The 25,898-nt window shown below is 64.6% G+C and carries 22 protein-coding genes; 6 read left to right on the top strand and 16 right to left on the bottom strand.

What is annotated here, in order from left to right; all coding sequences use genetic code 11:
* Positions 1-4: 4 nt before the first annotated feature.
* The 6 genes from U8330_RS06625 to U8330_RS06600 form a co-directional block, all read right to left on the bottom strand.
* Positions 5-2,173, bottom strand: coding sequence for a TonB-dependent siderophore receptor (locus U8330_RS06625; RefSeq protein ID WP_323104366.1), 2,169 nt, complete (start codon positions 2,171-2,173; stop codon positions 5-7).
* Positions 2,174-2,700: 527 nt separating this feature from the next.
* Positions 2,701-3,432 carry an aspartate/glutamate racemase family protein gene (locus tag U8330_RS06620; protein ID WP_323104365.1) on the bottom strand — a complete coding sequence of 244 codons (732 nt, stop codon included), beginning with the start codon at positions 3,430-3,432 and terminating at the stop codon, positions 2,701-2,703.
* 8 nt (positions 3,433-3,440) lie between these two features.
* Positions 3,441-4,262 carry an ABC transporter permease gene (locus tag U8330_RS06615; RefSeq protein WP_323104364.1) on the bottom strand — a complete coding sequence of 274 codons (822 nt, stop codon included), beginning with the start codon at positions 4,260-4,262 and terminating at the stop codon, positions 3,441-3,443.
* A gap of 1 nt (position 4,263) precedes the next feature.
* On the bottom strand, positions 4,264-5,178 hold the full coding sequence (locus U8330_RS06610; RefSeq protein WP_323104362.1) for an ABC transporter permease: 915 nt from the start codon (positions 5,176-5,178) through the stop codon (positions 4,264-4,266).
* 128 nt (positions 5,179-5,306) lie between these two features.
* A complete protein-coding gene (locus tag U8330_RS06605) occupies positions 5,307-6,599 on the bottom strand; it encodes a PotD/PotF family extracellular solute-binding protein (RefSeq protein ID WP_323104361.1) in 1,293 nt (430 codons plus the stop codon).
* 48 nt (positions 6,600-6,647) lie between these two features.
* The gene (locus U8330_RS06600) at positions 6,648-7,733 is read right to left on the bottom strand and encodes an ABC transporter ATP-binding protein (RefSeq protein WP_323104360.1); all 1,086 of its coding nucleotides are present in this window, start codon (positions 7,731-7,733) and stop codon (positions 6,648-6,650) included.
* A 241-nt stretch (positions 7,734-7,974) separates the two neighbouring features.
* Between U8330_RS06600 and U8330_RS06595 the strand changes: the two genes are divergently transcribed.
* The 3 genes from U8330_RS06595 to U8330_RS06585 all read left to right on the top strand — a co-directional run bounded on the left by U8330_RS06595 (position 7,975) and on the right by U8330_RS06585 (position 9,846).
* Complete coding sequence (locus U8330_RS06595; RefSeq protein ID WP_323104359.1) at positions 7,975-8,703, top strand: GntR family transcriptional regulator; 729 nt, start codon at positions 7,975-7,977, stop codon at positions 8,701-8,703.
* Between the two features lie 114 nt (positions 8,704-8,817).
* Positions 8,818-9,081 (top strand): DUF982 domain-containing protein, encoded by a 264-nt coding sequence (locus tag U8330_RS06590; RefSeq protein ID WP_323104358.1) that lies wholly within the window; start codon positions 8,818-8,820, stop codon positions 9,079-9,081.
* 105 nt (positions 9,082-9,186) lie between these two features.
* On the top strand, positions 9,187-9,846 hold the full coding sequence (locus U8330_RS06585) for a sulfite oxidase-like oxidoreductase (protein ID WP_323104357.1): 660 nt from the start codon (positions 9,187-9,189) through the stop codon (positions 9,844-9,846).
* 42 nt (positions 9,847-9,888) lie between these two features.
* Here the strand turns inward: U8330_RS06585 and U8330_RS06580 are convergent, their stop codons facing one another.
* Positions 9,889-11,811, bottom strand: coding sequence for a DEAD/DEAH box helicase (locus U8330_RS06580; RefSeq protein ID WP_323104356.1), 1,923 nt, complete (start codon positions 11,809-11,811; stop codon positions 9,889-9,891).
* 290 nt (positions 11,812-12,101) lie between these two features.
* Here U8330_RS06580 and U8330_RS06575 point away from each other — a divergent pair, with 290 nt between their 5' ends.
* A complete protein-coding gene (locus U8330_RS06575; protein ID WP_323104355.1) occupies positions 12,102-12,290 on the top strand; it encodes a hypothetical protein in 189 nt (62 codons plus the stop codon).
* A 190-nt stretch (positions 12,291-12,480) separates the two neighbouring features.
* Here the strand turns inward: U8330_RS06575 and U8330_RS06570 are convergent, their stop codons facing one another.
* Together U8330_RS06570 and U8330_RS06565 are read right to left on the bottom strand one after the other, a co-directional pair.
* Complete coding sequence (locus tag U8330_RS06570) at positions 12,481-12,690, bottom strand: hypothetical protein (RefSeq protein WP_323104354.1); 210 nt, start codon at positions 12,688-12,690, stop codon at positions 12,481-12,483.
* Positions 12,691-12,840: 150 nt separating this feature from the next.
* Complete coding sequence (locus U8330_RS06565; protein WP_323104352.1) at positions 12,841-13,257, bottom strand: DUF4112 domain-containing protein; 417 nt, start codon at positions 13,255-13,257, stop codon at positions 12,841-12,843.
* Between the two features lie 322 nt (positions 13,258-13,579).
* Here U8330_RS06565 and U8330_RS06560 point away from each other — a divergent pair, with 322 nt between their 5' ends.
* Positions 13,580-15,295, top strand: coding sequence for a PAS domain-containing methyl-accepting chemotaxis protein (locus U8330_RS06560; RefSeq protein ID WP_323104351.1), 1,716 nt, complete (start codon positions 13,580-13,582; stop codon positions 15,293-15,295).
* Positions 15,296-15,444: 149 nt separating this feature from the next.
* Here the strand turns inward: U8330_RS06560 and U8330_RS06555 are convergent, their stop codons facing one another.
* The 3 genes from U8330_RS06555 to U8330_RS06545 all read right to left on the bottom strand — a co-directional run bounded on the left by U8330_RS06555 (position 15,445) and on the right by U8330_RS06545 (position 21,595).
* Positions 15,445-18,216 (bottom strand): EAL domain-containing protein, encoded by a 2,772-nt coding sequence (locus U8330_RS06555; protein WP_323104350.1) that lies wholly within the window; start codon positions 18,214-18,216, stop codon positions 15,445-15,447.
* A 149-nt stretch (positions 18,217-18,365) separates the two neighbouring features.
* Positions 18,366-19,724 (bottom strand): sigma-54 dependent transcriptional regulator, encoded by a 1,359-nt coding sequence (locus U8330_RS06550; protein ID WP_323104349.1) that lies wholly within the window; start codon positions 19,722-19,724, stop codon positions 18,366-18,368.
* Complete coding sequence (locus U8330_RS06545) at positions 19,721-21,595, bottom strand: sensor histidine kinase (RefSeq protein WP_323104348.1); 1,875 nt, start codon at positions 21,593-21,595, stop codon at positions 19,721-19,723. The genes U8330_RS06550 and U8330_RS06545 overlap by 4 nt, the downstream gene beginning before the upstream one ends.
* Positions 21,596-21,821: 226 nt before the next feature.
* Here U8330_RS06545 and U8330_RS06540 point away from each other — a divergent pair, with 226 nt between their 5' ends.
* Positions 21,822-23,162: a dicarboxylate/amino acid:cation symporter gene (locus U8330_RS06540; RefSeq protein WP_323104347.1), complete on the top strand. Its 1,341-nt coding sequence runs from the start codon at positions 21,822-21,824 to the stop codon at positions 23,160-23,162.
* A 199-nt stretch (positions 23,163-23,361) separates the two neighbouring features.
* Here U8330_RS06540 and U8330_RS06535 read toward each other — a convergent pair whose 3' ends face one another.
* From U8330_RS06535 to U8330_RS06520, 4 genes are all read right to left on the bottom strand, one after another.
* The gene (locus U8330_RS06535) at positions 23,362-23,505 is read right to left on the bottom strand and encodes a DUF1127 domain-containing protein (RefSeq protein ID WP_323104345.1); all 144 of its coding nucleotides are present in this window, start codon (positions 23,503-23,505) and stop codon (positions 23,362-23,364) included.
* 373 nt (positions 23,506-23,878) lie between these two features.
* Positions 23,879-24,436: a fasciclin domain-containing protein gene (locus U8330_RS06530; RefSeq protein WP_323104344.1), complete on the bottom strand. Its 558-nt coding sequence runs from the start codon at positions 24,434-24,436 to the stop codon at positions 23,879-23,881.
* Positions 24,437-24,615: 179 nt separating this feature from the next.
* Positions 24,616-25,341 (bottom strand): anti-sigma factor domain-containing protein, encoded by a 726-nt coding sequence (locus tag U8330_RS06525; RefSeq protein ID WP_323104343.1) that lies wholly within the window; start codon positions 25,339-25,341, stop codon positions 24,616-24,618.
* Positions 25,338-25,880, bottom strand: coding sequence for a sigma-70 family RNA polymerase sigma factor (locus U8330_RS06520; RefSeq protein WP_323104342.1), 543 nt, complete (start codon positions 25,878-25,880; stop codon positions 25,338-25,340). The genes U8330_RS06525 and U8330_RS06520 overlap by 4 nt, the downstream gene beginning before the upstream one ends.
* Positions 25,881-25,898 lie beyond the last annotated feature (18 nt).

The following is a 25,898-nucleotide window of genomic DNA, read 5'->3' as shown; positions in this document are numbered from 1 at the left end:
CCGCCTACCAGCTGTATTTCAGCGAGCCGATGACCGCGCGGCCCTGGTCGCGGTAGCAGAAGCCGGCCGAGCAGACGGGGTCGCGTCGGTCGAAGAGATTGGTGGCGTTCACCTGCAGCCGCAGGCCGTCATACTTCGGATCGAGCGCGGCGAAGTCGTAATGCACCGCCGCATCGACCAACGCCCGGGCGCTGTTCCGGAGCGTGTTCTCGTCATTGCCATAGCTCGCACCGATGAAGCGCACCCCGCCGCCGAAACCGAGGCCCGACCAGGCGCCATCGGCCTGCAGCGTGTAATCGGCATAGACCGAGGCCGTGTGCATCGGCACGGAGGAAACGAAATTGTCGATCGTCGCGTCCGGCCCCTCGATGATCTTCATGTGGGTGTAGCTGTAGGCCGCCGTCAGCGACAGGCCGGTGTCGAGACTGGTCACCGCCTCCAGCTCGAACCCGCGCGAACGCAGCTTGCCGCGCTGGACCTGGATATTGGCGGGCCCGGTCGGCAGGTCCACGACCTCGTAATAGAGACCATCCTTCTGGTCGATGTTGAAGACCGAGGCGGTGACGAGGGTGTTGCTGTCGGGCAGGAGAACCTTGACGCCCAGTTCCTGCTGCTCGCTCTTCGTCGGATCGAAGGGCGCCCCGGTTTCCTGGCTGACGCCGGCATTCGGGGAGAAGGCGGTGGAATAGCTCGCATAGGGCGCGATGCCGTTGTCGAACTGGTAGGTCAGCCCGATGCGGCCGGAGAAGGCCTTGTCGGTCTGCTCGGTGCGGGTCAGCGCGTCGGTGGCGAGGTCCGTCGAGCGGGTGGTGGTGTCCACCCAGTCGTAGCGGCCGCCGAGCGTCAGCGTCCAGGCGTCATAGCGGATCTGATCCTGGACATAGGTACCGAGCTGCCACTGGTCCTGCTTGACCTTGGTCTGGAACGGAATCCGATCGACGGGATCGCCGCGATCGGGATCATCGAGATCGAGCGGCGGGGAAATGCCGTTGCCGTTCAGCGAGTGATAGCGCAGCGTCGTCGCGTCGATGCCGACGAGCAGCGTATGGTCGAGCGCGCCGGTGTCGAACTTCACTTCCAGCTGGGTGTCGATGACGCCGGCGTTCAGCCGCTCCTCGAAGGTGCCGGCGCTGCGGTCGATCAGGCGCGGGTCGAGCGCGTTCGGCGCATAGGCAAAGGCCCAGTCGGCATCGGTCTTCAGGGTCGAGAACCGGGCGTTCTGGCGGATGGTGATCCCCTCATCGAAGCGGTGCTCGAACTCGTAGCCGATACGGCCCTGATGCTGGACGCTGTCATTGAAGGCGGGATTGCCGCCGAAATAGTCGGTCACCTCGTTTCTGGCAGCGTCGTAATAATAGGCCGCCGTGCCGCCGGTCTTGGTGCGGGAATATTCGCCGAGCAGAGTGAGCGTCGTGTCTTCATCCGGCTTCCAGGTGACGGCGGGCGCGATGTAGGCGCGGTCGTCCGCGACGGAAATCTGCTCGGTATCGGCGCTTCGGAGCAGGCCGGTCATGCGATAGAGAACGGCCTCGTCCTCGCCGAGCGGGCCGGAGACATCGAACTGCCCCTGCTTGCGCGCATGCGAGCCATACTGGACCTGTACCTCGTGCAGCGGCTCGACCGTCGGGCGCTTGGTGATCAGGTTGTAGAGGCCGCCCGCACCCGATGCGCCGTAGAGCGCCGAGGATGGGCCGCGCAGGATCGATACGCCTTCCAGCCCATAGGGCTCCGTCTTGAACAGCGACGAGCCGGCGCCCGGCTGGCGAAGATTGTCGCGGAAGATGCCGCTATAGGTGACATCGAAGCCACGCACCGTGAAGCTGTCGAAGCGCGGATCGAAGCCATAGGCGCCGATGCGAGTCCCCGGCGTGTAGGCGAGGGTTTCGACCAGCGTCTGCGGATTACGGTCCTTCAGCTGCGATTCGGTGACGGAGGAGATGGACTGCGGCGTTTCCAGGAACGGCGTGTCGACCTTGGCGCCGGTGGCGCTTGCCGTCCCGACATAGCCCTCCGCGGTGATCGTGCCGCCGCTGCCGCTCTTGACCACCAGTTCCTCAAGCTCCGTCGGAGCCTCCTGCGCCTCGGCGGCCAGCGTCAGGGCAAGAAGCGAGGTGCCGGCCGTCAGGACCATGCGGAGGGCGGAGAAGGCAGGGCGAGAAAGGGAGAGAGGCATGCGCAGCGATCCGAGAGAGAAGTTAAGATGAGTCCTTCTATCAAGTTTTTGCCGCAAAGAAAGCCGAATGGTGACAAATTCAGTCAACTTTCTTTCGCTCCTCGCGTGGCTGCCTGCAGGGATACGAATAGCCATGCCGCGACGATGCGCCCGCGACGGCGCGACGATCGCTTAAATTGGGCCGAGCCAGCCTCCTTCGGAAGGGTAGAAAGTAAGGCATGAACCCGGTGGAGCCGATCCCTCGGAAGAGCCTTTCATCCCGGGGTGAGAAGAGACCCTCGGTGCTGGCAGTTTTGAGGGAATGGGGTTCGATCTTTGCTGCAGAGCCTCAACCCGCCATCGCCCTGCCGCGCCTCGCAGGCCTCGAACGTGATGGAATGCGCCAAGGAAGAAGCTCGATCGACGACAGCGACATGATCGTGCCGGCTGCGGCCGGAAACGCGCCGCGGGTAGCCATCGCACACGCTGATTGCGCATTTGCCCAGCACCCGGACACCAGGCAGACCATACCCGGGAGAGCAGCGCGCTTAGTGCGGGGCGAAGGAGGCCATGGCGCCGGAATAGGGTTTGGCGAGCGGGGCGGCGTAGGATCCGCGCTTGCTGGTCGTCAGGCGCTGCGCGACCAAGGCTTCGGCCTGTTTCACCGCTGCCGAAACGCCGTCGATGACCGGGACCTGGTAGATCTGCTGAAGCTCGAAGGCGAGATCGGCCATGCCGGCGCAGCCCAGCACGATCGCCTCCGCCCCGTCCTCATGCAGGGCCCGCTCGATCTGATGGCGCAGCTTGTCGAGCGCGCCCGACCCCTCCTCCTCCAGGTCGAGCACTGGAATATCGGCGGCGCGCACCTTTACCCGGCCGCCGAAGCCGTAATGCCGGGTCAGGTTTTCCAGCAGCACGCGGGAGCGTTCCAGCGTGGTGACGACGGAGAAGCGCTGCGCGAGGAAGCCGGCCGTCATCAAGGCGCTTTCGCAGAGACCGAGGACGGGGATCGAGGCGAGCGACCGGGCGGCGTCGAGGCCGGTATCATCGAAACAGGCGATGACCGCGGCGTCCGCCCCCTGCGCCTCGCCGCGGCGGAGCGCCGCCATCAGGCCGGGAAGCGCCATCGCGCCGTCATAATGCCCCTCGATCGACGCCGGCCCCATGCTGGAAGTGGCCGACAGGATCTGGGTGCCGGCGCCGGCGACCTGGCGCCCGGCCGCGGCCGCCTTCTCGGTCATCGAGGCGGTGGTGTTCGGATTGACGAGGAGGATGCGCATGGAGGGGATCAGACTCGCTTGGCCTGCCGGCGGCGCAGAAGGGTGATCGTGCCGAGCGCGAGCAGGATGATGGTGAAGGAGAAGAGCGTCGTCACCGTTCCCAGCGCATAGAGCACCGGCGTCGTGACGTTGGTGGTCATGCCGTAAATTTCGAGCGGCAGCGTGTTGTATGTCCCGGCCGTCATCAGCGTGCGGGCAAATTCGTCATAGGAAAGGGTGAAGCCGAACAGGCCGACGCCGATCAGGCTGGGCGCGATCATCGGCAGAAGCACGTGCCGGAAGGTCTGCCAGGAGCTGGCACCGAGATCGCGCGCGGCTTCCTCATAGGAGGGCGAGAACCGGTTGAAGACGGCGAACATGATCAGCACGCCGAAGGGCAAGGTCCAGGTCAGATGCGCACCGAAGGCGGAGGAATACCAGGCAGGCTTCAGCCCCAGCTGCTGGAAGACGACGCCGATGCCGAGCGAGATGATGATCGACGGCACCACCAGGCTGGCGACGGTGACGTAGAACAGGGCGGTGGAGCCCGGAAAGCGGCGGCGGAAGGCGAGCCCCGCGAGCAGCGACACCACGACATTGACGACCATCACCATCAGGCCGAGCGTGAAGGAGCGGGTGAAGGAGGCCCCGAAATCGCCGACCGCCTGCTGTTCGAACAGATTGGCGAACCAGCGCAGCGAAACCCCGTTCATCGGAAAGGTCAGCCCGCCATTCGGCCCCTGGAAGGACAGGATCAGCACGGCGGAGAGCGGCCCATAGAGAAAGAGCACGAAGAGGGCGAAGAAGCCGGCCAGCAGGTAGAATTCCAGGCCACGTTTTTCGTGATGCATCTCACAGCTCCTTGCGGATATCGACGACGCGCAGGATGGCGGCGACCATCAGGAGGACGACGATGAGCAGCACGACGGCATTGGCGGCGGCCGCCGGATATTGCAGCAGCGACATCTGGTTGCGCATCATCAGCGCCACCGACGCGCTCTGCCCGCCCGACATGATCTGAACGGTGGAGAAATCGGCCATGACCAGGGTGACGACGAAGATCGAGCCGATGGCGATGCCGGGCTTGGCAAGCGGCAGGATGACGTTCCAGAGGATCTGCCAGCCCGACGCGCCGGCATCCCGCGCCGCCTCGATCAACGACCGGTCGATGCGCATCAGCGTGTTAAAGATCGGCGTCACCATGAAGAGCGTGTTGAGATGCACCATGGCGAGCACGACGGCGAACTCCGAATAGAGCAGCCATTCGATCGGCGCAGGAATGAGCCCCATCTCGATCAGCGTCGAATTGACCAGCCCGTTGCGCCCGAGCACCGGGATCCAGGAAATCATGCGGATGATGTTGGAGGTGAGGAAGGGCACGGTGCAGACGAGGAACAGCACCATCTGCATGGTGGTCGTGCGGATGTGGAAGGCGAGGAAATAGGCGACCCAGAAACCGATGACCGCGGTCAGGGCCCATACGATCACCGTATATTTGAGCGTGTTCAGGTACGTCTTCCAGGTTACCCAGGAGCCGAGCGTTTCCTCGTAGTTCATGGTGAGGAAATCGGGATAGAGCCCGGCGAAGTCATAGTCCCAGAAGCTGACGACGGCGATCATCAGGATCGGCAGAAGGAAGAAGAAGCCGAGAATGGCGATCAGCGGGGTGGCCTCCAGGCCGGAGATCAGCCCGGGCGAGAGGCGGAAGGACCGCACAGTCCCACCGTGCTTCTTCGCCTCCCCGGCGCTCGATGCAATGCTCGCCATGGCGTCTTTCCTCTCTGCCGGCCTTTGGTGTCGTCCGTTCGCGTCTCGTCTCGTCCGGCGCGCGGGTACGCGCACCGGACGAAAGCGGGCACGGCGCGCCTCGATAAGCGCCGTGCCGATCGCCAGGCTCAGGCCGCGATGAACTCGTTCCAACGGCGAACCATGTAGCGGTCCTCGTCCATGACGGAGTTCCAGCAGGCGACCTTGCCCATGCGGTCTTCGAAGGAGCCGCCATCGCGCACGGCGCCGGCCTTCTCCATCACCTTGCCTTCCGGAGACAGGATATCGCCCTGGGCAGGCTTGCCCTCGATCCAGTAGCCCCATTCGTCGGCGGTCATGTATTCCTTCGCCGTATCCATGGCAGCCGAGTAGTAGCCCTGACGGTTCAGGTAGCCGCCGACCCAGCCGGAGGTGTACCAGTTGATGTATTCATAGGCTGCATCGAGCTGCGCGCCGCTCAGATGCGCGGCGAGGCCGAGGCCGCCGCCCCAAGAGCGATAGCCTTCCTTCAGTGGTTGATACTTGCAGGCAATACCCTTGGAACGCACGGCGGCAACGGCCGGCGACCACATGGACTGGATGACCACTTCGCCCGAGGCCATCAGGTTGACCGACTCGTCGAAGGACTTCCAGAAGGCCCGGAACTGGCCGTCCTGCTTGGCCTTGACCAGGAACTCGATCGTCGTGTCGATCTCGGCCTTGGTCATGTTGCCCTTGTCGGCATATTTGATGATGCCCATCGCCTCGCAGATCATCGCCGCATCCATGATTCCGATCGACGGAATGTTGAGGATCGAGGTCTTGCCCTTGAAGGCCGGGTCCATGATATCGGCCCAGGTGGTGATCTCGCGGCCGACGAGGTCCGGGCGAATGCCGAGCGTGTCGGCATTGTAGATGGTCGGCACCATGGTGAAGAACTGGGTCTCGCCCTTGGCGAAGGTCTTGTCGCCGATCCTTTCGACATAGCCGACCGTGTGCGGCGCGGTGCCCTGCGCAATCACGCTGTCGGGCTTCAGCTTGCCGGTTTTGAAGAGCGGGACGATCTTGTCGTAGTATTTGAGCTTGGTCGTATCCATCGGCTGGATGACGCCGGCCGGGAACACCTTTTTCAGGATCCAGTATTCGATGTCGGCAATATCGTAGCTGTCCGGCTGGGTGACAGCGCGCTGGGCGGCGGCGTCGGAATCGGTGGCCGTCATCTCCAGCGTGATGCCGAGGTCTTCCTTGCACTTCTGGGCGATGGCATTGATGTTCGACACGCCGGTGCCGAACTGGCGCAGCGTGATCGGCGTCTGGGCCCAGATGGTCGGGAAGCCGGTGATGGCGCCCGAACCGGCGATCGCGCCGGCCGCCGCCGCACCGGTCTTGAGAAGGCTGCGGCGCGTCAGCCCGCTCGTCTGGCTCTTGGTAGTCTCGGTCATTGCTGCTTCCCCTTTATGTTTTGGCAGGATTGAGTGATGGACGGACGGCTAGTGGGCCCGGCCGAGCAAAACCGCGTCGTCGGGCGACCAGCTGAGCGCGACCGCATCGCCGACGCTGACGGGCTTTGCGAAATAATCGGCATCGCTGAGGATGACCGTGAAATCCTCGGAGCCGCCGCCGAGCACGGTGAGCTTCACCGAGGCGCCGCGATATTCGAGGTTGGTGACGACGCCGTTGAAGCCGAGATCGGGATTGGCCGGTTCGGCGATGCGGACTCGATCGGTGCGGATGCCGATATCGACCGGCGAGCCGACTTCCCTGCCCTCGCCGCGCACGGTGAAGAACTGCCCCTCGCCCACCTCCAGGCGCACCGTGCCCCCCTCGCAGGCCGCCGCCCGGCCGCTCAGCACGTTATGGTCGCCCATGAAGCGCGCGACGAAGGCCGTGGCCGGCCGCTCGAACACCTCGCGCGGCGTCGCCGCCTGCTCGATCCGCCCGTCATTCATGACGACGATCAGATCGGCGAGCGCCATGGCCTCTTCCTGGCTGTGCGTCACATGCACGAAGGTGATGCCGAGGTTTTTCTGCAGCTTCTTCAGCTCCGCCCGCATGCGGATCTTCAGGAAGGGATCGAGCGCGGAAAGCGGCTCGTCGAGCAGCAGGGCTTCCGGATCGGTGATCAGAGCGCGGGCGAGCGCGACACGCTGCTGCTGGCCGCCCGAAAGCTGGGCCGGTCGTCGGCTGGCATAGGGCTCCATCTGCATCAGCTTCAGCATGGCAAGCGCCTTGGTCCGCCGCTCCTCCTTCTCCACGCCCTTCATCTTCAGGCTGAAGGCAACATTGTCGATAAGGTCGAGATGCGGGAACAACGCATAGGACTGGAACATCATCGCCGTACCGCGCCGGGCCGGCGGCAGGTCGGTGACGACCGTATTGCCGAGCCGTATATCGCCTGAGGAAATGGTTTCGTGCCCGGCGATCATGCGCAGCGTCGAGGTCTTGCCGCAGCCGGACGGGCCCAGGAAGCAGCAATAGCTGCCGGACGGGATCTTCAGGCTGATCGCATGGACCGCGGTGGTCGTGCCGTAGGTCTTGGTCACGGACACGATATCGATCTCAGAGGCTTTGGACATGCTGGCTCCCTTGTTGCCAACATCGATGCATCAAGCGTGCCAACCGCAAACAGCGGCGAAGATCGCAACAGTTTCGACCCCTTAACGCCGCACTTACGTTGCCCAGGATTAACGCAGCACCATCCTCTGCCCAATAATTAGCCTATTGCACGCGATCTTGCACAAAACGGTATACAATCCTTGGCAGGGTCGTACGCAATTTTGCTTCTCCTGTTTCCCCCGCAGCGCTACACTGGGCTTTATGAACGACACCCCCTCTCCCTTTCTCGAAACCGCGCTGGCACCGGAGGCGCACGAGGAGGCCGCCGCCCAACCGTCGATCCGTGACGCTCTGCGCGATGCGATCGTCGATCGACGCCTGACGCCCGGCACCAAGTTGACCGAGGTGGAGATTGGCGCGCTCTTCAAGGTCAGCCGCACCCTGGTGCGCGGCGCCTTGCAGGCACTCGCCCATGAGGGGCTCGTCACCGTCGAGCGCAATCGCGGCGCCTTCGTTGCCAATCCCTCGCCCGAGGAAGCGCGGCAGATCTTCGAGGCGCGGCGGATGATCGAGCCGGGGATGCTCGCCGAAACCGCGCGACGGATGACGCCCGCCGATCAGGCCGAGCTCTACCGCCTGCTGGACCTGGAGAGCGGGCTGATGAGCGAACGCGGCCAGAGCGCCCGCCGCGCCGAGATCAAGGCCTCCGGCGACTTTCATCTGGCGCTGGCCGCCATCACCGGCAATGCCGTGCTGCAGCGCTTCATGGACGAACTGATCGCGCGATCCTCGCTGGTCATTGCGCTGTACGGGCAGTCGACCGTCTCCAGTTGCGGCCATCACGAGCATCATGCGATCGTCAAGGCCCTGGCGGCAGGCGACGTCGCAGCAGCAAGCGCGCTGATGGTCGAGCACATCGCCCATATCGAAGCGGATCTCGATCTGCGCGCGCGTTCGGCCGGCGATCTGCGCGCGGCCCTGCGTCTTTAACGCAAGTCGATCGGCACCCTGCCCGGTCGTTCAAATTTTTCGGAATTTGGCCGGAACCCTTCACCTGCACCCGCGTTACCCGCCCGCAATGACGTGCATGGTGTTGAGGCGAGTATGAGTGACAAGCGTTTCCTGCGGCCGGTCCGCATCATCCTTGAAGCAGGCAAGGATTTCATTGTCGCCACCGCCTTCGAAGCTGTCGAGTTCATCCGTCGCCTGTCGGGCGGCGCCATGCTCAAGGCTTTTCGCATCGCCCTTCAGCACTGCCTCGACGCTCTCGATGGCCTGTTGAGCCCCAAGAGGGCCCGCGCCTCCTTCGTGGCTGCGCTGGAACGCGCTGGCATGACGGCAGAAGACGTCGCGACCGCAAAGGCCTGAAACGCCCCCTGCTCGCTCCCTAACGCATGCGTTGCCGATTGAGGCTCGAAGGCCTAAAACCGCAGCAGCGCTATGGATGACGGCGCAAAGCAGGGAGCAAGCGGGATGGCCGAGGATCGGACCCCAGACACGAAACTGACCACGACCAAGCGGAAATGGGCCGATGAGGGCCGCTTCCTCACCGGTCGGGTGGCGCGGCCCGATGAAGATCGGCTGCCGCCCGGCCAGCATCTCGTCAAGAACTGGCCGGTGCTCGATCTCGGCCAACATCCGATCATCGATCCGCAGAGCTGGTCGCTCGCCATTGGCGGTCTTGTCGCCCATCCTCAGCGCTTTGACTGGGCGGGCTTTCAGGCGCTGCCGATGTCAAAGACGCTATCGGACATTCACTGCGTTACCACCTGGTCGCGCTACGACAACCATTGGCGCGGCGTCACGACGCGTGATCTTCTCGATCTCGTCCAGCCGCTGCCCGAGGCGGCGTTCGTCATGCTGAAAAGCTATGACGGCTACACGACCAACCTGCCGCTTGCCGATTTCGCAAGCGAAGACGCGCTGCTTGCCACCCATTGGGAAGGCGAGCCGCTGACGCGGGAGCATGGCGGGCCTGTCCGCCTCATCGTGCCGCATCTCTACCTGTGGAAGAGCGCCAAGTGGATCTCCGGCATCGAGATCCTCGGCGCCGATCGCGCCGGCTTCTGGGAAAAGAACGGCTACCACATGCTGGGCGACCCCTGGAGAGAGCAGCGCTACTCCGAGGACTGACAAAAAAGGGGCGTCCTTTCGGACGCCCCTTTTGTGATGGTCTCAGTTTGCCTTCTTCTTGAAGGGCTTCTTGAACGGCTTGGCCGCGCCGCCCTCGGGCTTGGCGAACTTGGGCTTGCCCGGCCCCTTGGCCCAGGGCTTGCCCTCCGGGCGATCGCCGCGTTCGCCGCGATCGGCGAAGGCCGGCTTGCCGCCCTCCTTGTTGAACCGCGGCTTGGCGTCGCCTTCCTTGTTGAAGCGGGGCTTGGCGTCGCCGTCCTTGCGCATGAAAGGCTTCGGCGAACGGGCCGGAGAAGAGAGATCCGGTGCGCCGTCGAGCTGCGTGACGACGATCCCCTTCTCCAGCATCCGCTTGGCGCCGATCGCCTCGACCAGCGCATCCGCGCCGTCGCGCGTCATTTCCAGGAAGGTGTGTTCCGGCATCATGCGGATCGCACCGATCTCCTGCTTGGTGACATGGCCGATGCGGCAAATGACCGGGATCAGCCAGCGCGGCTCGACATTCTGCTTGCGGCCGGCCGAAAGCGAGAACCAGACGCTGTCGCCGAAATCGCCGCGCGGCCCACGGGCCTCGTTCCGCTCGGGGCGGTCGCCGCGCTCGGAGCGGTCACCGCGCTCCGGCCGGTCACCACGTTTGCCGGGCGCAAAGACCTCGATTTCCATGATGTCCTCGGGCGCCGAGCGGCCGACGCGGGCCAGACGAACGAAGGCGGCCGCGACCTGTTCGGCGCTGTAGCGTGCCAGAACCTTGGCGGCGAAGTCGCCCTCGTCCTCGATCAGCGGATCGGTGAGCGCCGCGTCGCTGAGGATCCGCTCGTCATCGCGAGCCAGCACCTCTTCGGCGGATGGCGGCGTGGCCCAGACCGGCTCGATCCGGGCTTCGCGCAGGATACGCTCGGCCTTGCGGCGCGCCGAGGTCGGCACGATCAACGCGCTCACGCCCTTGTTGCCGGCGCGGCCCGTGCGGCCCGAACGGTGCAGAAGAGTGTCCGGATTGGTCGGTAGGTCAGCATGGACCACCAGTTCGAGACCGGGAAGATCGATGCCACGGGCGGCGACGTCGGTCGCGATACAGACGCGGGCCCGTCCGTCGCGCATCGCCTGCAGCGCGTGGGTGCGTTCGCTCTGGCTCAGTTCGCCGGAAAGCGCCACCACGGCGAAGCCGCGATTGTTGAACCGCGCGGTCAGATGGTTGACCGCAGCGCGGGTCGAGCAGAAGACGATGGCCGTGCGGGCTTCGTAGAAGCGCAGCACGTTGATAATGGCATTTTCCCGGTCCGCCGGCGCCACGACCAGCGCGCGATATTCGATATCCACATGCTGGGCCTTCTCGGCCTCGGTCGAAATGCGCAGCGCATCGCGCTGGTAGCTCTGGGCCAGCGCCGCGATCGTCTTCGGCACGGTTGCCGAGAACATCAGCGTGCGACGATCGTCGGGTGCGGTCTCGAGGATGAACTCCAAGTCTTCGCGGAAGCCGAGGTCGAGCATCTCGTCGGCCTCGTCGAGCACGACGGCGCGCGTCTCCGACAGGTCGAGCGCGCTGCGGCGGATGTGGTCGCAGAGCCGGCCGGGGGTGCCGACGACAATATGGGCGCCACGCTCCAGCGCCCGGCGCTCCGAGCGGATATCCATGCCGCCGACGCAAGAGGCGATCACGGCGCCGGTCATCTCGTAAAGCCATTCCAGCTCGCGCTTGACCTGCATGGCAAGTTCACGCGTCGGCGCGACGACGACGGCAAGCGGAAGGCCGGCGGCCTTGAAACGCTTCGCATCGCCAAGCAGGGTCGGCGCCATGGCGAGGCCGAAGGCGACCGTCTTGCCGGAGCCGGTCTGGGCGGAGACCAGAGCGTCACGCCCGTCCATCTCGGTGTCGATCATCGCCTGCTGAACGGGCGTCAGGGTGGAGTAGCCGCGCTTTGTCAACGCTTCGGCGATCGCGGGGACGATGCCTGCGAATTCGGTCATGGATCCGTCTTTCGGAAATCTGGTGCCGCGCGACTGGTTCGACAGGGAGAGCGGCGTCATCGGGCCCATCCGGGGCTCGCTTCATGGCGCTCTCATACTGCAAGCAGCCACTTTTGTACAGGGCAGCTATCCTGCGACCCGCGCACGGCACCTTTGCAGGCGATGGCGGAACAATTCTGCAATCTGGCGTTCACTTAACCGTTAACGCCGATTGAAACGCCGCCATTTAGGCCTACATTCCTATCATCGCTCGGAACCTTGAGTACGGGCGAACTTGGGAGGAGACTATCATGCAAGCCACTGATCATCTGCGCGTGCAATACGACTTCCGGAGCGGCACCGTGCTGCTTCAATGCAGGGATCGCAGCCATGTGCTGCCGGAGCGATTCCGCACGAAGGAGAGTGCCGAGTCTGCCGCGATGCAGTTCGCCCGCGAAAACTGGGAATATACCGAGCCGACAGCCGGCCCCGCACATTGATGGCGAGCCGCCCTTGAAGTTCGACGAGGGCACCCCATCTAAAGCGTAACGAATTCGTCTCCGGCAGTGACCACGGATGTACTGGCACAAGGCCGTCGAGACGATCTGGAGAGGTCGGGTTTAACAGCCCGGCCTTTTTCTTTGTCTGCGCGAACGAAGAGTTACAGCGCAGACCGGCGGTGACTGAAACTCAGTGGCGGGCCGGATCGACTTCGCGCTGCAGCGCTTCCAAAGCATCGACCGCATCTTCGGCCGACCAGCCCGCTTCGACCGCCGCCTTGATCAGCCGCGCTTCGGCTTCCAATTCCAGGCGCAGGTAAAGAGGCTCCAACGCTTCACGCGCCGTCACCACATGCTGATGGGGCGGGGTGACGGGAAGACTGGCTGCGGCTGAACGCATCGGTTGCTCCTTTGGTTGGATTTCGGACAGAGTCGTGTTCGCAATGCGCGAATCCGCGATCGGTTCCTTTCGACGAACCAATGAACGCGAAAAACCTGGGCAGGAGCGTGGCGGGCTCGAAAGCATCTCCTCCTGCCCGGTCGTTTAGCCTCAACGCTGGGGCTGATGCAGATCGCGCTCGGTCATGCCGAAGTGATCGAGGATGATCGCCAGATTGCGGCGATGCGACTTGAAGAACAGGTCGAAGACATCACCCAGCAGCGGCACGGAGCCGCAGGCCGCATCGACACCGATGTTCGAGATCATTTTCACGATCTTGTGGCGCGGCAGGCCAAGGCGCCGCGCCTCGTTGACGATCGCCAGGCCGACAAGCGCGCCGGCGGCATCGCCGACGATTGGCACGAGACCCAGAACGGAATCAGCGCCAAAACGCAGCCGCGTACCCGGGATTCCGATGGCCGTATCCATCAGGCGCGCGACCTTGGCCAGACGGCGGAGACGAAGCAAACGCTCGGCGGGGGGAATGATCCCGGCGGCACGTTCGAATGTACCTGCTGCTGCAACCATGTCTCGCTGTTCCTTTCAAACCTGGTTCGAAAGGAAGATGGGAATGGTCGACGCGCAACGTAAGAGGAAGTGTACGAAAAAGATGCGCGGGACCAGAAGGGGCCAGGCTGAAACGCGAGTTTTTTGATCCAACAGCACGCGAATTCGGCTCACATCTCGTCGCATAGCGCGAGGAAAACAATCGGCAAGACCATTGTTTTGTTGCATTGGCAAATGTCATGCACCGCAGGGTGGCAAAGAAAAAAGTCAATCCTAACTGGTAGTTAAAGGTTACGCTTTAATGTGGTCCGGCAATGCCTCCCTCATTGGACGTAAACCTCACATGAACATCTTTTCCAGTGCCGACAAGGCGACCCTGCAGGCGCTTGACCAATCGCAGGCGATTATTGAATTCGATTTGACCGGCACGATCCTACGGGCAAATGACAATTTCTGCACCGCCATGGGCTATGCGCATCAGGAGATCGTCGGTCGGCATCACCGGCTGTTCGTCGATCCTGCTGAAGCAGCATCGGCCGATTATGCCGAGTTCTGGCGGTTGCTCGCCAACGGCACGTTCCAGCAGCGTCAGTATCGCCGCATTGCCAAGGGCGGGCGCGAGGTCTGGATCGAGGCGTCCTACAATCCCGTCAAGCGCAACGGCAAGCCGTTCAAGATCGTCAAGTTCGCGACCGACATCACCGAAACGAAGATGCGCGCGCTCGCCGAAGCCGGCAAGCTCGAGGCTCTGTCACGCGCACAGGCCGTCATCGAATTCGACACCGCCGGCCGGATCCTCTCCGCCAACGACAATTTCCTCGCCACGCTCGGCTATCGTCTGGACGAGATCGTTGGACAGCATCACGCGATGTTCTGCGATCCCGATTATGCCCGCTCGGCGGACTATCGCCGTTTCTGGGAAGCCCTGAACCGAGGCGAGTTCGCGACTGATCAGTTCATGCGCTTCGGAAAAGGCGGCCGCAAGGTCTTCATCCAAGCCTCCTACAACCCGATCCTCGACGACCGTGGCCGGGTAATCCGTGTCGTGAAATTCGCGACCGACATCACCGAGCGCATGCGGGCCATGGAAGAAATCGGCGCTGGCCTCGGCCGCCTTGCGGAAGCCAATATCCGGCAGACGCTGGATACCCCCTTTGCTGCCGAATTCGAAAAGCTTCGCTCGGATTTCAACACCTCGATCGGTACATTCCAGGAAACGCTGGAGAAGGTGCTGGCGCAGACCCAGGCGCTGAACGAACACAGCGAAACGCTCCGCGAAACTTCCGACGCCCTGGCCCAGCGCGCCGAACAGCAGGCCGCAGCGCTCGAGGAAACCTCGGCAGCCTTGAGCGAAGTGACCGGCACGGTGCGCAGCTCCGCCGAACGCGTGCATGACACGCGGGACCTGGTGAAACAGACCCGCAGCGCCGCCACCTCCTCCGTCGCCGTGGTCGGCGACACGGTGGCCGCCATGCAGCGCATCGAGTCCGCTTCGGCCGAAATCGCCAAGATCATCGGCGTCATCGACGAAATCGCCTTCCAGACCAATCTGCTGGCCCTGAACGCCGGTGTCGAGGCCGCCCGGGCCGGCGAAGCCGGCAAGGGATTCGCCGTCGTTGCCCAGGAAGTGCGCGAGCTTGCCCAGCGCTCGGCCGGTGCCGCCAAGGAGATCAAGGCGCTGACCGGGAATGCGTCCAACCAGGTGCTCGAGGGCGTGCGCCTGGTCGGCGACACGGGCAAGGCCCTGCATGAGATCGAGGCCTTCGTCGAGAAGATCAACTCCAACATCGACGCCATTGCCGCTGCGGCCTCGGAGCAGAGCGCCGGCCTCAGCGAAATCGCCAGCGCTGTCGGCACGCTCGATCAGATGACGCAGCAGAACACGGCGATGGTCGGGCAGACGACGGAGCTCAGCCATACCTTGGCCGAAGGCGCGGTGACGCTGACGTCTCTGGTCGGGCAGTTCAAGCTCAACCGCCGCAGCCGCCGCCGGGAACCGGGCTCCGACGCTGCCGCGAGCGCGCCCGCCGATCTGCGCGATCACCGCCGTATCGCTTGAGACAGACAAGGCCGGAGCGCTCGTCGCTTCGGCCGTCAGAAACGCGAAAAGGCCGGAAGATGGGAAACCCCATCGTCCGGCCTTTTTCCATGCGTCATCGATCCTGAGGGGCCTTTATCGCGTGTCTTTCGCTCCTGTCCCCTATGAGATCAGGCGGTCAGTGCCTGCGGTTCGCCAGGCGGCAGGATGAGTTCGCCGACGGGCACGGGGCGCCCGAACAGATAGCCCTGCACCTCGTCGCAGCCCTCGCCCACCAGAAGCTGCAGCTGTTCGTCCGTTTCCACGCCTTCCGCCAGAACCGAAACGCCGAGGCTCTTGCCGAGCGACACCATGGCGCGGACGAAGGCCTTGGACTTTACACCGTCGAGCCCGGTCAGGAAGCTGCGGTCGAGCTTGACCTTGTCGAAGGGGAAGGAGCGAAGGGTTTCGAGCGAGGAATAGCCGGTCCCGAAATCATCGATGGCGATGGTGACTCCCATGGCTTTGAGCTGGCGGAGGATGTGGAGCGCCTGGCGCTTGTCGCCGATCACCGCACTCTCCGTCACCTCGAGCTCGAGCCGTGCCGCCGGCAGACCTGTTTCGATCAGGGCGTTGCGAACGGTGTCGATGATGCGGATCGATCCGAGCTGAAGCGGCGAAAGATTGACGGCCACCTTGACGAGGCCGAAGGCCATGGCGTCGCGGCAGGCCTGGCGAATGACAAACTCGCCGAGCGGGACGATCGCCCCGCTTTCCTCGGCGATGGGAATGAAGACATCGGGACCGATCGCGCCCAGAACCGGATGGCGCCAGCGCAGCAGGGCTTCATAGCCACTGATCCGCTCGGCGGCCGCGTCCCGCTGCACCTGATAGGCGAGGTGAAACTGCGCCTCCTCCAGCGCCTTCCACACATCGCGCTGCAGGCTGCGGCGGGTACGGGCGAGTTCGTCCATCGCCGGCTCGTAGAAGCTGATCCGCTCTTCGAGCTTTCCCTTGGCGCGGTAAAGCGCGAGGTCAGCGTTGCTGAGCAGCTTCTCGCGATCCGGCGCATCGTCCGGATAGAGCGCGATGCCGAAACTGGCATTCGCCTGAACCTCTGCCGTTTCGGTGAGGAACGGTTGCTTGAAAATGTCCGAGAAGCGGGCGATGACGTCGGAGACCTCGGCCTCGCTGCGCACCATGCGGGCGATCAGGAAGTCGTCGCCGCCGATCCGGCCGATCATGTCCTGCGGTTTGGCGGCTGCGCGCATGCGCTCGGCGATCATGCGCAGCACGGCGTCGCCGCAATCATGGCCGAAGCCGTCATTGATGTCCTTGAACCCGTGCAGGTCGATGCTGATGGCCACCATGCGCTGGCCGCTGGCGATCTCCGGGAGGGCGGCATCCAGCGCCTCGCAGACCGCGAGCCGGTTGGGCAGGCCGGTCAATCCGTCGTGGCGGGTGATATAGGCAACCTGCGCCTCCGACTTCACCTGTGCGGTGATGTCCTCGATGGTGGTGACGAAGGAGCCGTTCTCGGCCGGCGAATGGATCGTGCGGATGACCTTGCCGGCCGCCGTCGTGCAGAGATGCTCGCCGCCGCCGGGCCGGGTGAACAGCGTCCGATGCTGCTGGTAGAACTCCTCCGAACTGACATCGGCCGTGAACTCATGCTGATGCCGGGCAAGGCACAGCTCGCGGAAGGTGCGGCCGGTCAGCACGACATGCTCCGGAATGTCGAGGATCTCCCGCATCCGCTGATTGTGGAGGATCAAGCGCTCATCGGCATCATAAAGGCAGATCGCGTTGTTCATCGTGTTGAGCGCGATCGATAGATTGTCGGAAGCCTGCTTCAGCCGCGCGGCATCCTGCATGCGCTGCGTGCAGTCGCGGGTGATCTTCGCGAAGCCCAGATGGCGGCCGTCCTCGTCATAGACCGCATCGATGACCACATGCGCCCAGAAGCGGCTGCCGTCCTTGCGCAAGCGCCAGCCTTCGGCCTCGAAGGTGCCCTCGCGCAACGCCGTTGAAAGGCTTGCCTCCGGCAGTCCGGCCAGGCGTTCCTCGGGGGGATAGAAGGTGGAGAAGTGGCTGCCGACGATCTCGTTGGCCTTGTAGCCCTTGGTCCGCTCGGCCCCGGCATTCCAGTTGGCGACGATGCCCTTGGGCGTGAGAAGATAGATGGCGTAATCGGTGATGCCGGCGACGAGCAGGCGAAAGGCGCGCTCGCCATCATTGGCACGCCGTTCGGCCCGCTTGGCCAGCACCACGGCGCCGAGGCCGGAGAAGAGCAACGAAAAGGCGACAGTCGCGATCATCATCACCATTGCGGGACGCGACAGGGTTTCGATCGGCGGCAGATCGTCGGCCAGCAGCACCGGCGACGCGGCACCCATGGCGGTGAAATGCAGGCTGGCAATGCCGAGCAGCATCAGCACTGCCGAGGGGAGCATGCTCCGGCGCGAGGTAGCTCGGTGCTCGGCGATGAGAAAGGCCGGAACGCCGAAAACAGCGGCAAGGATGACGGCCGCGCCGACGAGCGCCTGATCCCAGACGATGACGCCCTGCAGATCGATGCCGGCCATGCCGACGAAATGCATGGCGGAGGTGGCCATGGCGAAGATGATGCCGGCAGCCGCCGCGCCGAAGGGGCCGGCAAGAACGCTCGCCGCCATCAGCGCGGTCGCTGTGCCGGCGATGGCGATGGCGAGCGAGGTCAGCGTCAGCCCTGCTTCATAGCCGATGGTCAGCCCGGGATCATAGGCGAGCATGGCCACGAAGTGCGTGGCCCAGATCCCGAACCCGCCTGCCATGCCGCCGCTGACGATCCAGGTGAAGCGGGCAACGCCGAGGCTCTGGCGCGCCCGGGCGAGCAGCAGGAATGTGGCGAAGGAGGCGAGGAAACAGAGCAGGACGGCCAGGGCGACAAGCGTCGGATCATGCTCCACCAACAGACACGTCACCACTTTGATCATCACTGCACTGCCTATCATGCCTAGCGCTGCTGCCGGCCCCGAACCCGGGGACGCGACGCGTGCGGCGACCATGCCGCCCTCTTTCTTGAGGAGCGCTTAAGGCGGCGGCGGCGACGGCGGTCATGGTAAGCGAAGCGTTATTCTTCCGAGGCTGACCGCTGGAACGCGGTGCGAACGATCCGATGGCGTTGCAGCTTGTCGTAGAAGGTCTTGCGGGGAATGCCGAGCGCCTCGATCGTCCGGCGCACATCGCCGCCGGTTTCCTTCAGCGTCGCCCGGATGATGTCCGCTTCCACTTTCTCCAGCCGCTCGGGAAGCGAGCCGGGCGGCACGGGGTCCGGATCCGTCTCGCGGGCCTGCCCGGGAGCAAGGCCGAGCACCGTGCGCTCGGCGAAATGGGCGAGCTCGCGCACATTGCCCGGCCAGTCATGGCTGTCCAGGTGTCGGCGCACCGCATCCGAGAGCGGCGGCACCTCCCGGCCGAAGCGGCGGGCCGCCCGATCGGCGAATGTGCGGTAGAGCAGCGGAATGTCGTCGCGCCGCTCGCGCAGCGGCGGGATGACGAGCGTGACGACGTTGAGCCGGTAATAGAGATCCTCGCGAAACGCACCCCGCGCGTGGGGATCGCCGAGATCGACCTTGGCCGCCGCCACGACGCGCAAGTCGACCGGGCGGACCTCGTTGGTGCCGAGCGGCGTCACCTCGCGCATCTCCAGCACCCGCAGCATGTGAATTTGCGTGGCGGGCGGCATGCTTTCGATCTCGTCCAGAAACAGCGTGCCGCCGCTTGCGTGTTCGATACGGCCGATGCGCTTCTTCTGCGCGCCGGTGAAGGCGCCCGCTTCATGGCCGAACAGTTCGCTCTCGATCACCTGCTCGGGCAGCGCCCCGCAATTAAGCGCGACGAAATGCCCCCTCGCCCGCCGGCTCCAGCGGTGCAGAAGGGTGGCGACGACCTCCTTGCCGCTGCCGGTCTCGCCCAGCATCAGCACGTCGACATCCGTATCCGCAATCTGGCGGATGGTCGTGCGCAGCCGCTCCATCACCGGGGTCTGGCCGATCATCAGCCCCGCGCCTTGCGCCTCTTCGGCCGCTTGCCTGAGACTGCGGTTTTCCAGGATCAGCCGCCGCTTTTCGAGCGCGCGTCGTACGCTTTGAACGAGCCGGTCGCCGGCAAAGGGTTTGGGCAGGAAGTCGTAGGCACCATCCTGGATGGCCTTGACCGCCATCGGAATATCGCCATGGCCGGTCATGAGGATGACCGGCAGGTCCGCATCAAGCGCGCGGATGCGGGCGAAGAGCTCCAGACCGTCCACCTGCGGCATGCGGATATCGGACACCACCACGGCGGCAAAATCGCGGTCGAGTTGACCGAGCGCGTCGAGCGCGCTGCCGGCCGTCATGACCGTCAAGCCCGCCAGCTCCAGCGTCTGCCGCGTCGCCTTCAAGAGATCGCGGTCGTCATCGACCAGAAGCACCCGTCCGGTTTCGCTCATTGCAGCGTCTCCTCGCCTGCCGCCTTCGGCAGCGTGATGGTGAATATCGTGCCGGCAGGCCCCGTCTCGACGCCGAGCGTGCCGCCGTAATCGGCCAGAATATCCTTGGCGATGACGAGGCCGAGGCCGAGGCCGCGCTCCTTGGAGGTGTTGAAGGGCGTGAAGAGCTGCGCGAGGATTTCGGGCGCAATCCCCGGACCATTGTCGGCGACGGTGATCCGCACAGCCTCGCCCGCTGCCGCAGCCGCCACCCGGACCGCACCATCCGCGCGCGGCGCGACAGCTTCGAGCGCGTTCTGGACGAGATTGATCATCACCTGCTCGAGTCGCAGCCGGTTTGCGGTCACCTGTAGCGCCGGATCGAGCGCCGTGAGCGTGAGCCGGTTCAGCGGCCCGGAGAACCGCGATTTCAACAGCATGACGACGCTGTCGATCGTCTCGGCAACCGACACGGCATCGGCTGGCGCCCGTCCCTTCCGGGCAAAGCCCTTCAATTCGTCGGTAATCCGGCCGATCCGCTCTGTAAGGGCAGCGATCTCTTCCAGATTGTCCTCGACGGCTGGTCGCTGCTCCCGGTCCATAAAGATGCGGGCATTGTCGGCATAGGCCCGGATGGTGGCCAGCGGCTGGTTGATCTCATGGGCGACGCCGGCCGCGACCTGTCCGAGGATTGCCAGCCGGTTGGCATGAACGAGATCGTCCTGCACCCCCTGCAGCTTGGCTTCCGTTGTGCGGTGATCGGCGATCTCGCTTTCCAGCCGATCCCGCGCCCGCCGCAATTCGTCGGTGCGCGCCGCCACGCGCGCTTCGAGCTCTTCGCGAGCGGCAAGTTCGCGGCCGAGCCGTCTGGCAACACTCTGTCGCCGCGCAAGCAGCAGCGCCGCCAGGGCGACGACCGGCGCCACCCCGGCAAGCGCCAGAAGCCGCTGCTCCCGGACCAGGGCCGCCACTGCACCCCGCGTCGCGACCAGCGAATTCAGCTGCCAGCCCGTCGACGGAACCGGAGCGGTGATGCGCAGGAATTCGGTTTCCCGGCCTCCGGGCAACACGCCCCTGAGCCGGTCGACGCCGGGCCCCACCCTCTCGGTGACCGACAGCGGCAAGGGCGTCAAAGGGGCATCGCCGAACTGCAGGCTGTTGCGGATTGCCGCGAGATCGGCGTTCGCCAGCGCCCTGGTCGCCATGAAGCGCCACGAAGGCAGGCTGGTGATCAGCACCACGCCATTCTCGTCCGCCACATAGGTGGGGCGGCGCGCGGCCTGCCAGTCGGCCTCGATCTGGTCGAACTCCATCTTGGCGACAACGATGCCGAGCGGTCCATTCGCCCCCTCCACCCGCTGCGAAATATAGAGGCCCGGCCGCTTGCTGACCGAACCGAAGGCGAAGTGCTCGGCCTTGCCGGCGGCCATGCCCCGAATAAAGTAGTCGCGGAAGGAATAGTCGTTGCCGACGAAGCTGGTCGGGTCCTTCCAATTGCTGGAGGCGATCGCCACCCCGTTGCGACCGACGACATAGATCACGGCGGCATCGGTCCCGGCCACGATGGTGGCGAGCTTGGCGGACAGGGCCTCGTGATCGGCGGGAGACGAACTCTGCAAAGCAGCCGCCACCTGGCCATCCTCGGACAGGAGAAACGGCAGGGCACGCGGCCGCTCGAGGACGGCGCGCAGATGAGCGACCTTCAGGCTAGCGTCCGTGCGTGCCTGCGCCGACAGAGCAGCCAGCGCATCGCCGCGCGCCATGATTCCGGCGGCAAGCCAGGCGGCACCCGCCAGCGCCAGTGCCGCAACGAGAAAGGCGATCCAGACCGGCGAGACCGCCCAGCGGGTTCCTTCTCTCCAAATTCCATGTCGCTGCGTGTCTGATGACATCTGTCTATTGTGCCGAAATCCGCACAGTGAGCAAAGCGGAAAGTGCGGAGAACCGCACAGCAGTGGGCTGAAGGACTGTTCTCATGCAGAACGGATAAGGCGTTCGCGCCTAAAAACAAGGACTTATGCATAGCACGCAGGTCTGGCATGCATGTTGCAAGCATAAGGTCAGGATGACACGGCGCCTCGGGAGAAGCTCGGCAAGAGGCGCGCAAGGAGGACGATCATGCACACCATCCCCGAAAGCACGACGCCAGCCGTCCGGCTGCCGTTCTACCGCCATCTCTATGTCCAGGTTCTGACGGCGATCCTCGCCGGCATCCTGCTCGGCCATTTCTATCCGGATCTCGGCACGCAGTTGAAGCCGCTCGGCGATGCCTTCATCAAGCTCGTCAAGATGATCATCGCCCCGGTGATCTTCCTGACGGTCACGACCGGTATCGCCGGCATGAGCGACCTGAAGAAGGTCGGTCGCGTCGCCGGCAAGGCGATGCTCTATTTCCTGACCTTCTCCACCCTGGCGCTGGCCGTCGGTCTCGTCGTCGCCAATGTGGTGCAGCCGGGCGCCGGCATGCATATCTCGCCGGCCTCGCTCGATGCCACCGCCGTCGAAACCTATGCCGCCAAGGCCCATGATGCGAGCATCGTCGGCTTCCTCATGAACATCATCCCGACGACGATCGTCGGTGCCTTTGCAGATGGCGATATCCTGCAGGTGCTGTTCTTCTCGGTCCTGTTCGGCATTGCTCTCGGCATGGTCGGCGAGCGTGGCAAGCCGGTCACGGACTTCCTCAATGCCGTGACCGCGCCCATGTTCAGGCTCGTCGCCATCCTGATGAAGGCCGCTCCCATCGGCGCCTTCGGCGCCATGGCCTTCACCATCGGCAAGTACGGCATCGCCTCGATCGCCAACCTCGCCATGCTGATCGGCACCTTCTACCTCACCTCGCTGATCTTCGTCTTCGTGGTGCTGGGTGCGGTCGCGCGTTACAACGGCTTCTCGATCCTGGCGCTTATCCGTTACCTCAAGGAGGAACTGCTGCTGGTGCTCGGCACCTCGTCCTCCGAGGCTGCCCTGCCCGGCCTGATGGCCAAGATGGAACGGGCCGGCTGCAAGCGCTCGGTCGTCGGCCTGGTCGTGCCGACCGGCTACTCCTTCAACCTCGACGGCACGAACATCTACATGACGCTGGCGGCGCTGTTCATCGCCCAGGCGACGGATATCCCGCTCTCCTTCGGCGACCAGATCCTGCTGCTGCTCGTTGCCATGCTCTCCTCCAAGGGCGCGGCCGGCATCACCGGCGCCGGCTTCATCACGCTCGCCGCCACGCTGTCGGTCGTTCCTTCGGTCCCGGTGGCCGGCATGGCGCTGATTCTCGGCATCGACCGGTTCATGTCCGAATGCCGGGCGCTGACCAACTTCGTCGGCAATGCGGTCGCCACCGTCGTCGTCGCGCGCTGGGAAAACGAGCTGGACAAGGGACAGCTCGACGCGGCGCTGAGCGGCGCACCCTTGGCCGTGGAACCGGCCCTTCGCCCGGCACCAGCCCTCCAGGCTGCAGAATAGGTCTCCCAAGACCCGCAGGCCGCAAGGCCGAACAGGCCTCCGCTCGCAAGAGCGGGGGCCTTTTTGCTGTGACTTGCTCGAGCAAGGGCATGCTCCCCGCTGATCGGACGGAGCAGGCCCCTGAAACGCGAAACGCCCGCGACAAGCGCGGGCGTTTGGGGACTGTCCGGCCGGAACCGGCAGGACGATGGTCTTGGACTTAGCGGGTGGCGGCGCGGGCGACCGAGCGGATGTCGGCGCGGGCGATACCGAGGTCGTTGAGTTCGCGGTTCGACATGCGGCCGAGTTCGAGAACGGTCTGGCGATACTTGACCCAGTTGTTGAAAGAGCGTGCGACGTTCATGATGATCACCTTTTGATCTTGAGCCTGATCTTGCGGGGCTGACCTTGCGTCTGTCTTTCCCGCTTTCTTGAGAGTGTTTTACGCAGGTCGCGCCGCTGCAACCAGCGCGAAGCCTTCACGGCACCCATGCGGCAGTCGCATGGCTAAACCGTTTTAGACGATTTCGATATGCACTCTTAAGGGATCTGAAAGCTTTTCATGATCTGAGAAGGTCGCCGAAGCTCTGTGCTCCGCACCCCCTCCCCCTCATCGCCGCCGCGCTCACGCGCACGAACACCTGCCTACCGCAGACAGGGAAAGGCCGGCCACGCGGGAGGTGCGTGGCCGGCCGGAACAGGCAGGCGTCAGGGGTCTCGTCTGCCTGGCAGAGGACTTACGACTTCGGCAGCAGGACCTTGTCGATGACGTGGATGACGCCGTTCGACTGCTTGACGTCGGCGATGGTTACATGCGCAACGCCGCCGGTTTCGTCGGTGAGCGTGATCTTGCCGCCCATTTCCTTGGCCTTCAGCACGCAGCCGCCGACCGTCTTCACGTCATGCTCGCCGCCATCGTCCTTGATCATCTTCTCGATGGCCGTGGACAGGGCGTCGGCAGCCACGACATGGCAGGTCAGCACCTTGGTCAGCTGGGCCTTGTTCTCGGGCTTCAGCAGCGTGTCGACGGTGCCGGCCGGCAGGGCGGCGAAGGCTTCGTTGGTCGGGGCGAAGACCGTGAACGGGCCCTTGCCCTGCAGCGTCTCGACCAGGCCTGCGGCCTTCACGGCAGCGACCAGGGTGGTGTGGTCCTTGGAGTTGACCGCGTTCTCGACGATGTTCTTGTCTTCGAACATCGCAGCCCCACCAACCTTCGGGTTGGCGGCATGGGCGGAAACGACCGCGGCGGAAACGAGAGCGGCAGCAGTGACGGTGCGCAGTGCGAATTTCAGCATGATAGGCTCCTCTTCCTCTCTTCTGGGCTCTGCCCGGCGCAATCCGCACCCTGGCAGCAAAGCCGGTCACATCGTGGTGACGGGCAAGAGACGAGAGGTCTTCGGGAAGAGTTTCAGGGAAGCGGCCAATCAACGAAGAAAAATCTTAACCCATTCGAAAGACGGGTTAATTTTTCCAATCAAGGATGCATGGCGCGGCCGGCGACCAGGGGAGCCCCGGACGGACGGCCAGTCGGAGAGCCGCCGAAGGGCTCGAGCGTGATGGCGAAGGTGACCCCATCGCTCAGCTTCGCGCGCAGCGCGTCCGGCACCTCGAAGCTGCCCTCGCCGCTCTGCGGCAGAACACCGATCGCGATCGGCGCCGCATCGGCACCCGGAATGACCCAAAGCTCCAGCGAATGGGTGGGTTCGGCCTTGGCGGCTACGGGGGTCACGGTGAAGCGACCGTTCTCCGGCTGGTAGCGGGCAAGCAGCGACAGGTTGGGATCGGCACCCGACATGGCGGCCACCAGCGGCGCCTGTGGCTCGGTGGGCACCAGCCCGCGCAGCTGCATGCCGAGCGAGATGACGAGGCCGAGGAAGCAGGCAGCCGCCAGGCCGCGCCACAGCGAAACGGAGGACCAGGCGCCGGCTGCGCGCCGGCCGCCCTCGCCGGCACCCGAGGTGCCGAACAGCTGCCGTTCGATCCGCTCGTAGAGCTCCGGCGACACCGGTTCTTCGCCCGTGTCGTCGAGGGTCAGCAGCCTTTCCTCCCAGCGGGTGACGAGCGTGGCGAAGCCGGCATCGCGGCGGATGCGCAGTTCAGCCCGTTTGCGCTCGACGAGCGACGACACGCCGAGAACATATTCGGCGGCAAGAAGCTCGTCGCGGGCGCGATCCTCCCCGCTTTCGTCCGGCATGGTCATCGGTCCAGGCACTCTTTCAGCTTCAAAAGGCTGCGGCGCAGCCAGGTTCTCATCGTATTGAGCGGAACACCATGGCGTTCCGCGAGGTCCTGATAGCTCAGGCCCTCTACATAGGCACTGCGCACGGCGTCCGCCCGCTCCGGCGGCAGCTCCGCCATGCACGTGTCGATCCGCCGCCCTTCGCCGCGCACGATCGCGGCTGCCTCCGGATCCGGCGCCGAATCGGCGACCTCGAGCCCCTCGACGCCGATCGGCTCTCCGAAGGGCCGGCGGGCACGGGCGAGGTCGATCGCGTGGTTGCGCGCAATCGCCGAAAGCCATCCGAGCGGGCTCCCGCCACTCAGCGCGAACGCATCCGCCCGGCGCCAGATCTTGACGAAAATCTCCTGCAGGGCATCCTCGGCGTCCGTCCTGTCCCTCAAGATACGCAGGCAGATTGCAAAAAGTTTCGGTCCGACCTGACGGTACAGCGCCGAAAGCGCCGCCCGGTCGCGCAAGGCGACACGCGCGATCAGATCGGCAATATCGGAGGGTGCCACGCGGCGCCTTTCTCAAAC

Origin of the sequence: Rhizobium sp. CC-YZS058 (assembly GCF_034720595.1) — a bacterium.
Classification (GTDB): domain Bacteria; phylum Pseudomonadota; class Alphaproteobacteria; order Rhizobiales; family Rhizobiaceae; genus Ferranicluibacter.
The sequence above is the reverse complement of the archived record's forward strand: the minus strand, read 5'-3'. Positions and strand labels throughout refer to the sequence as shown.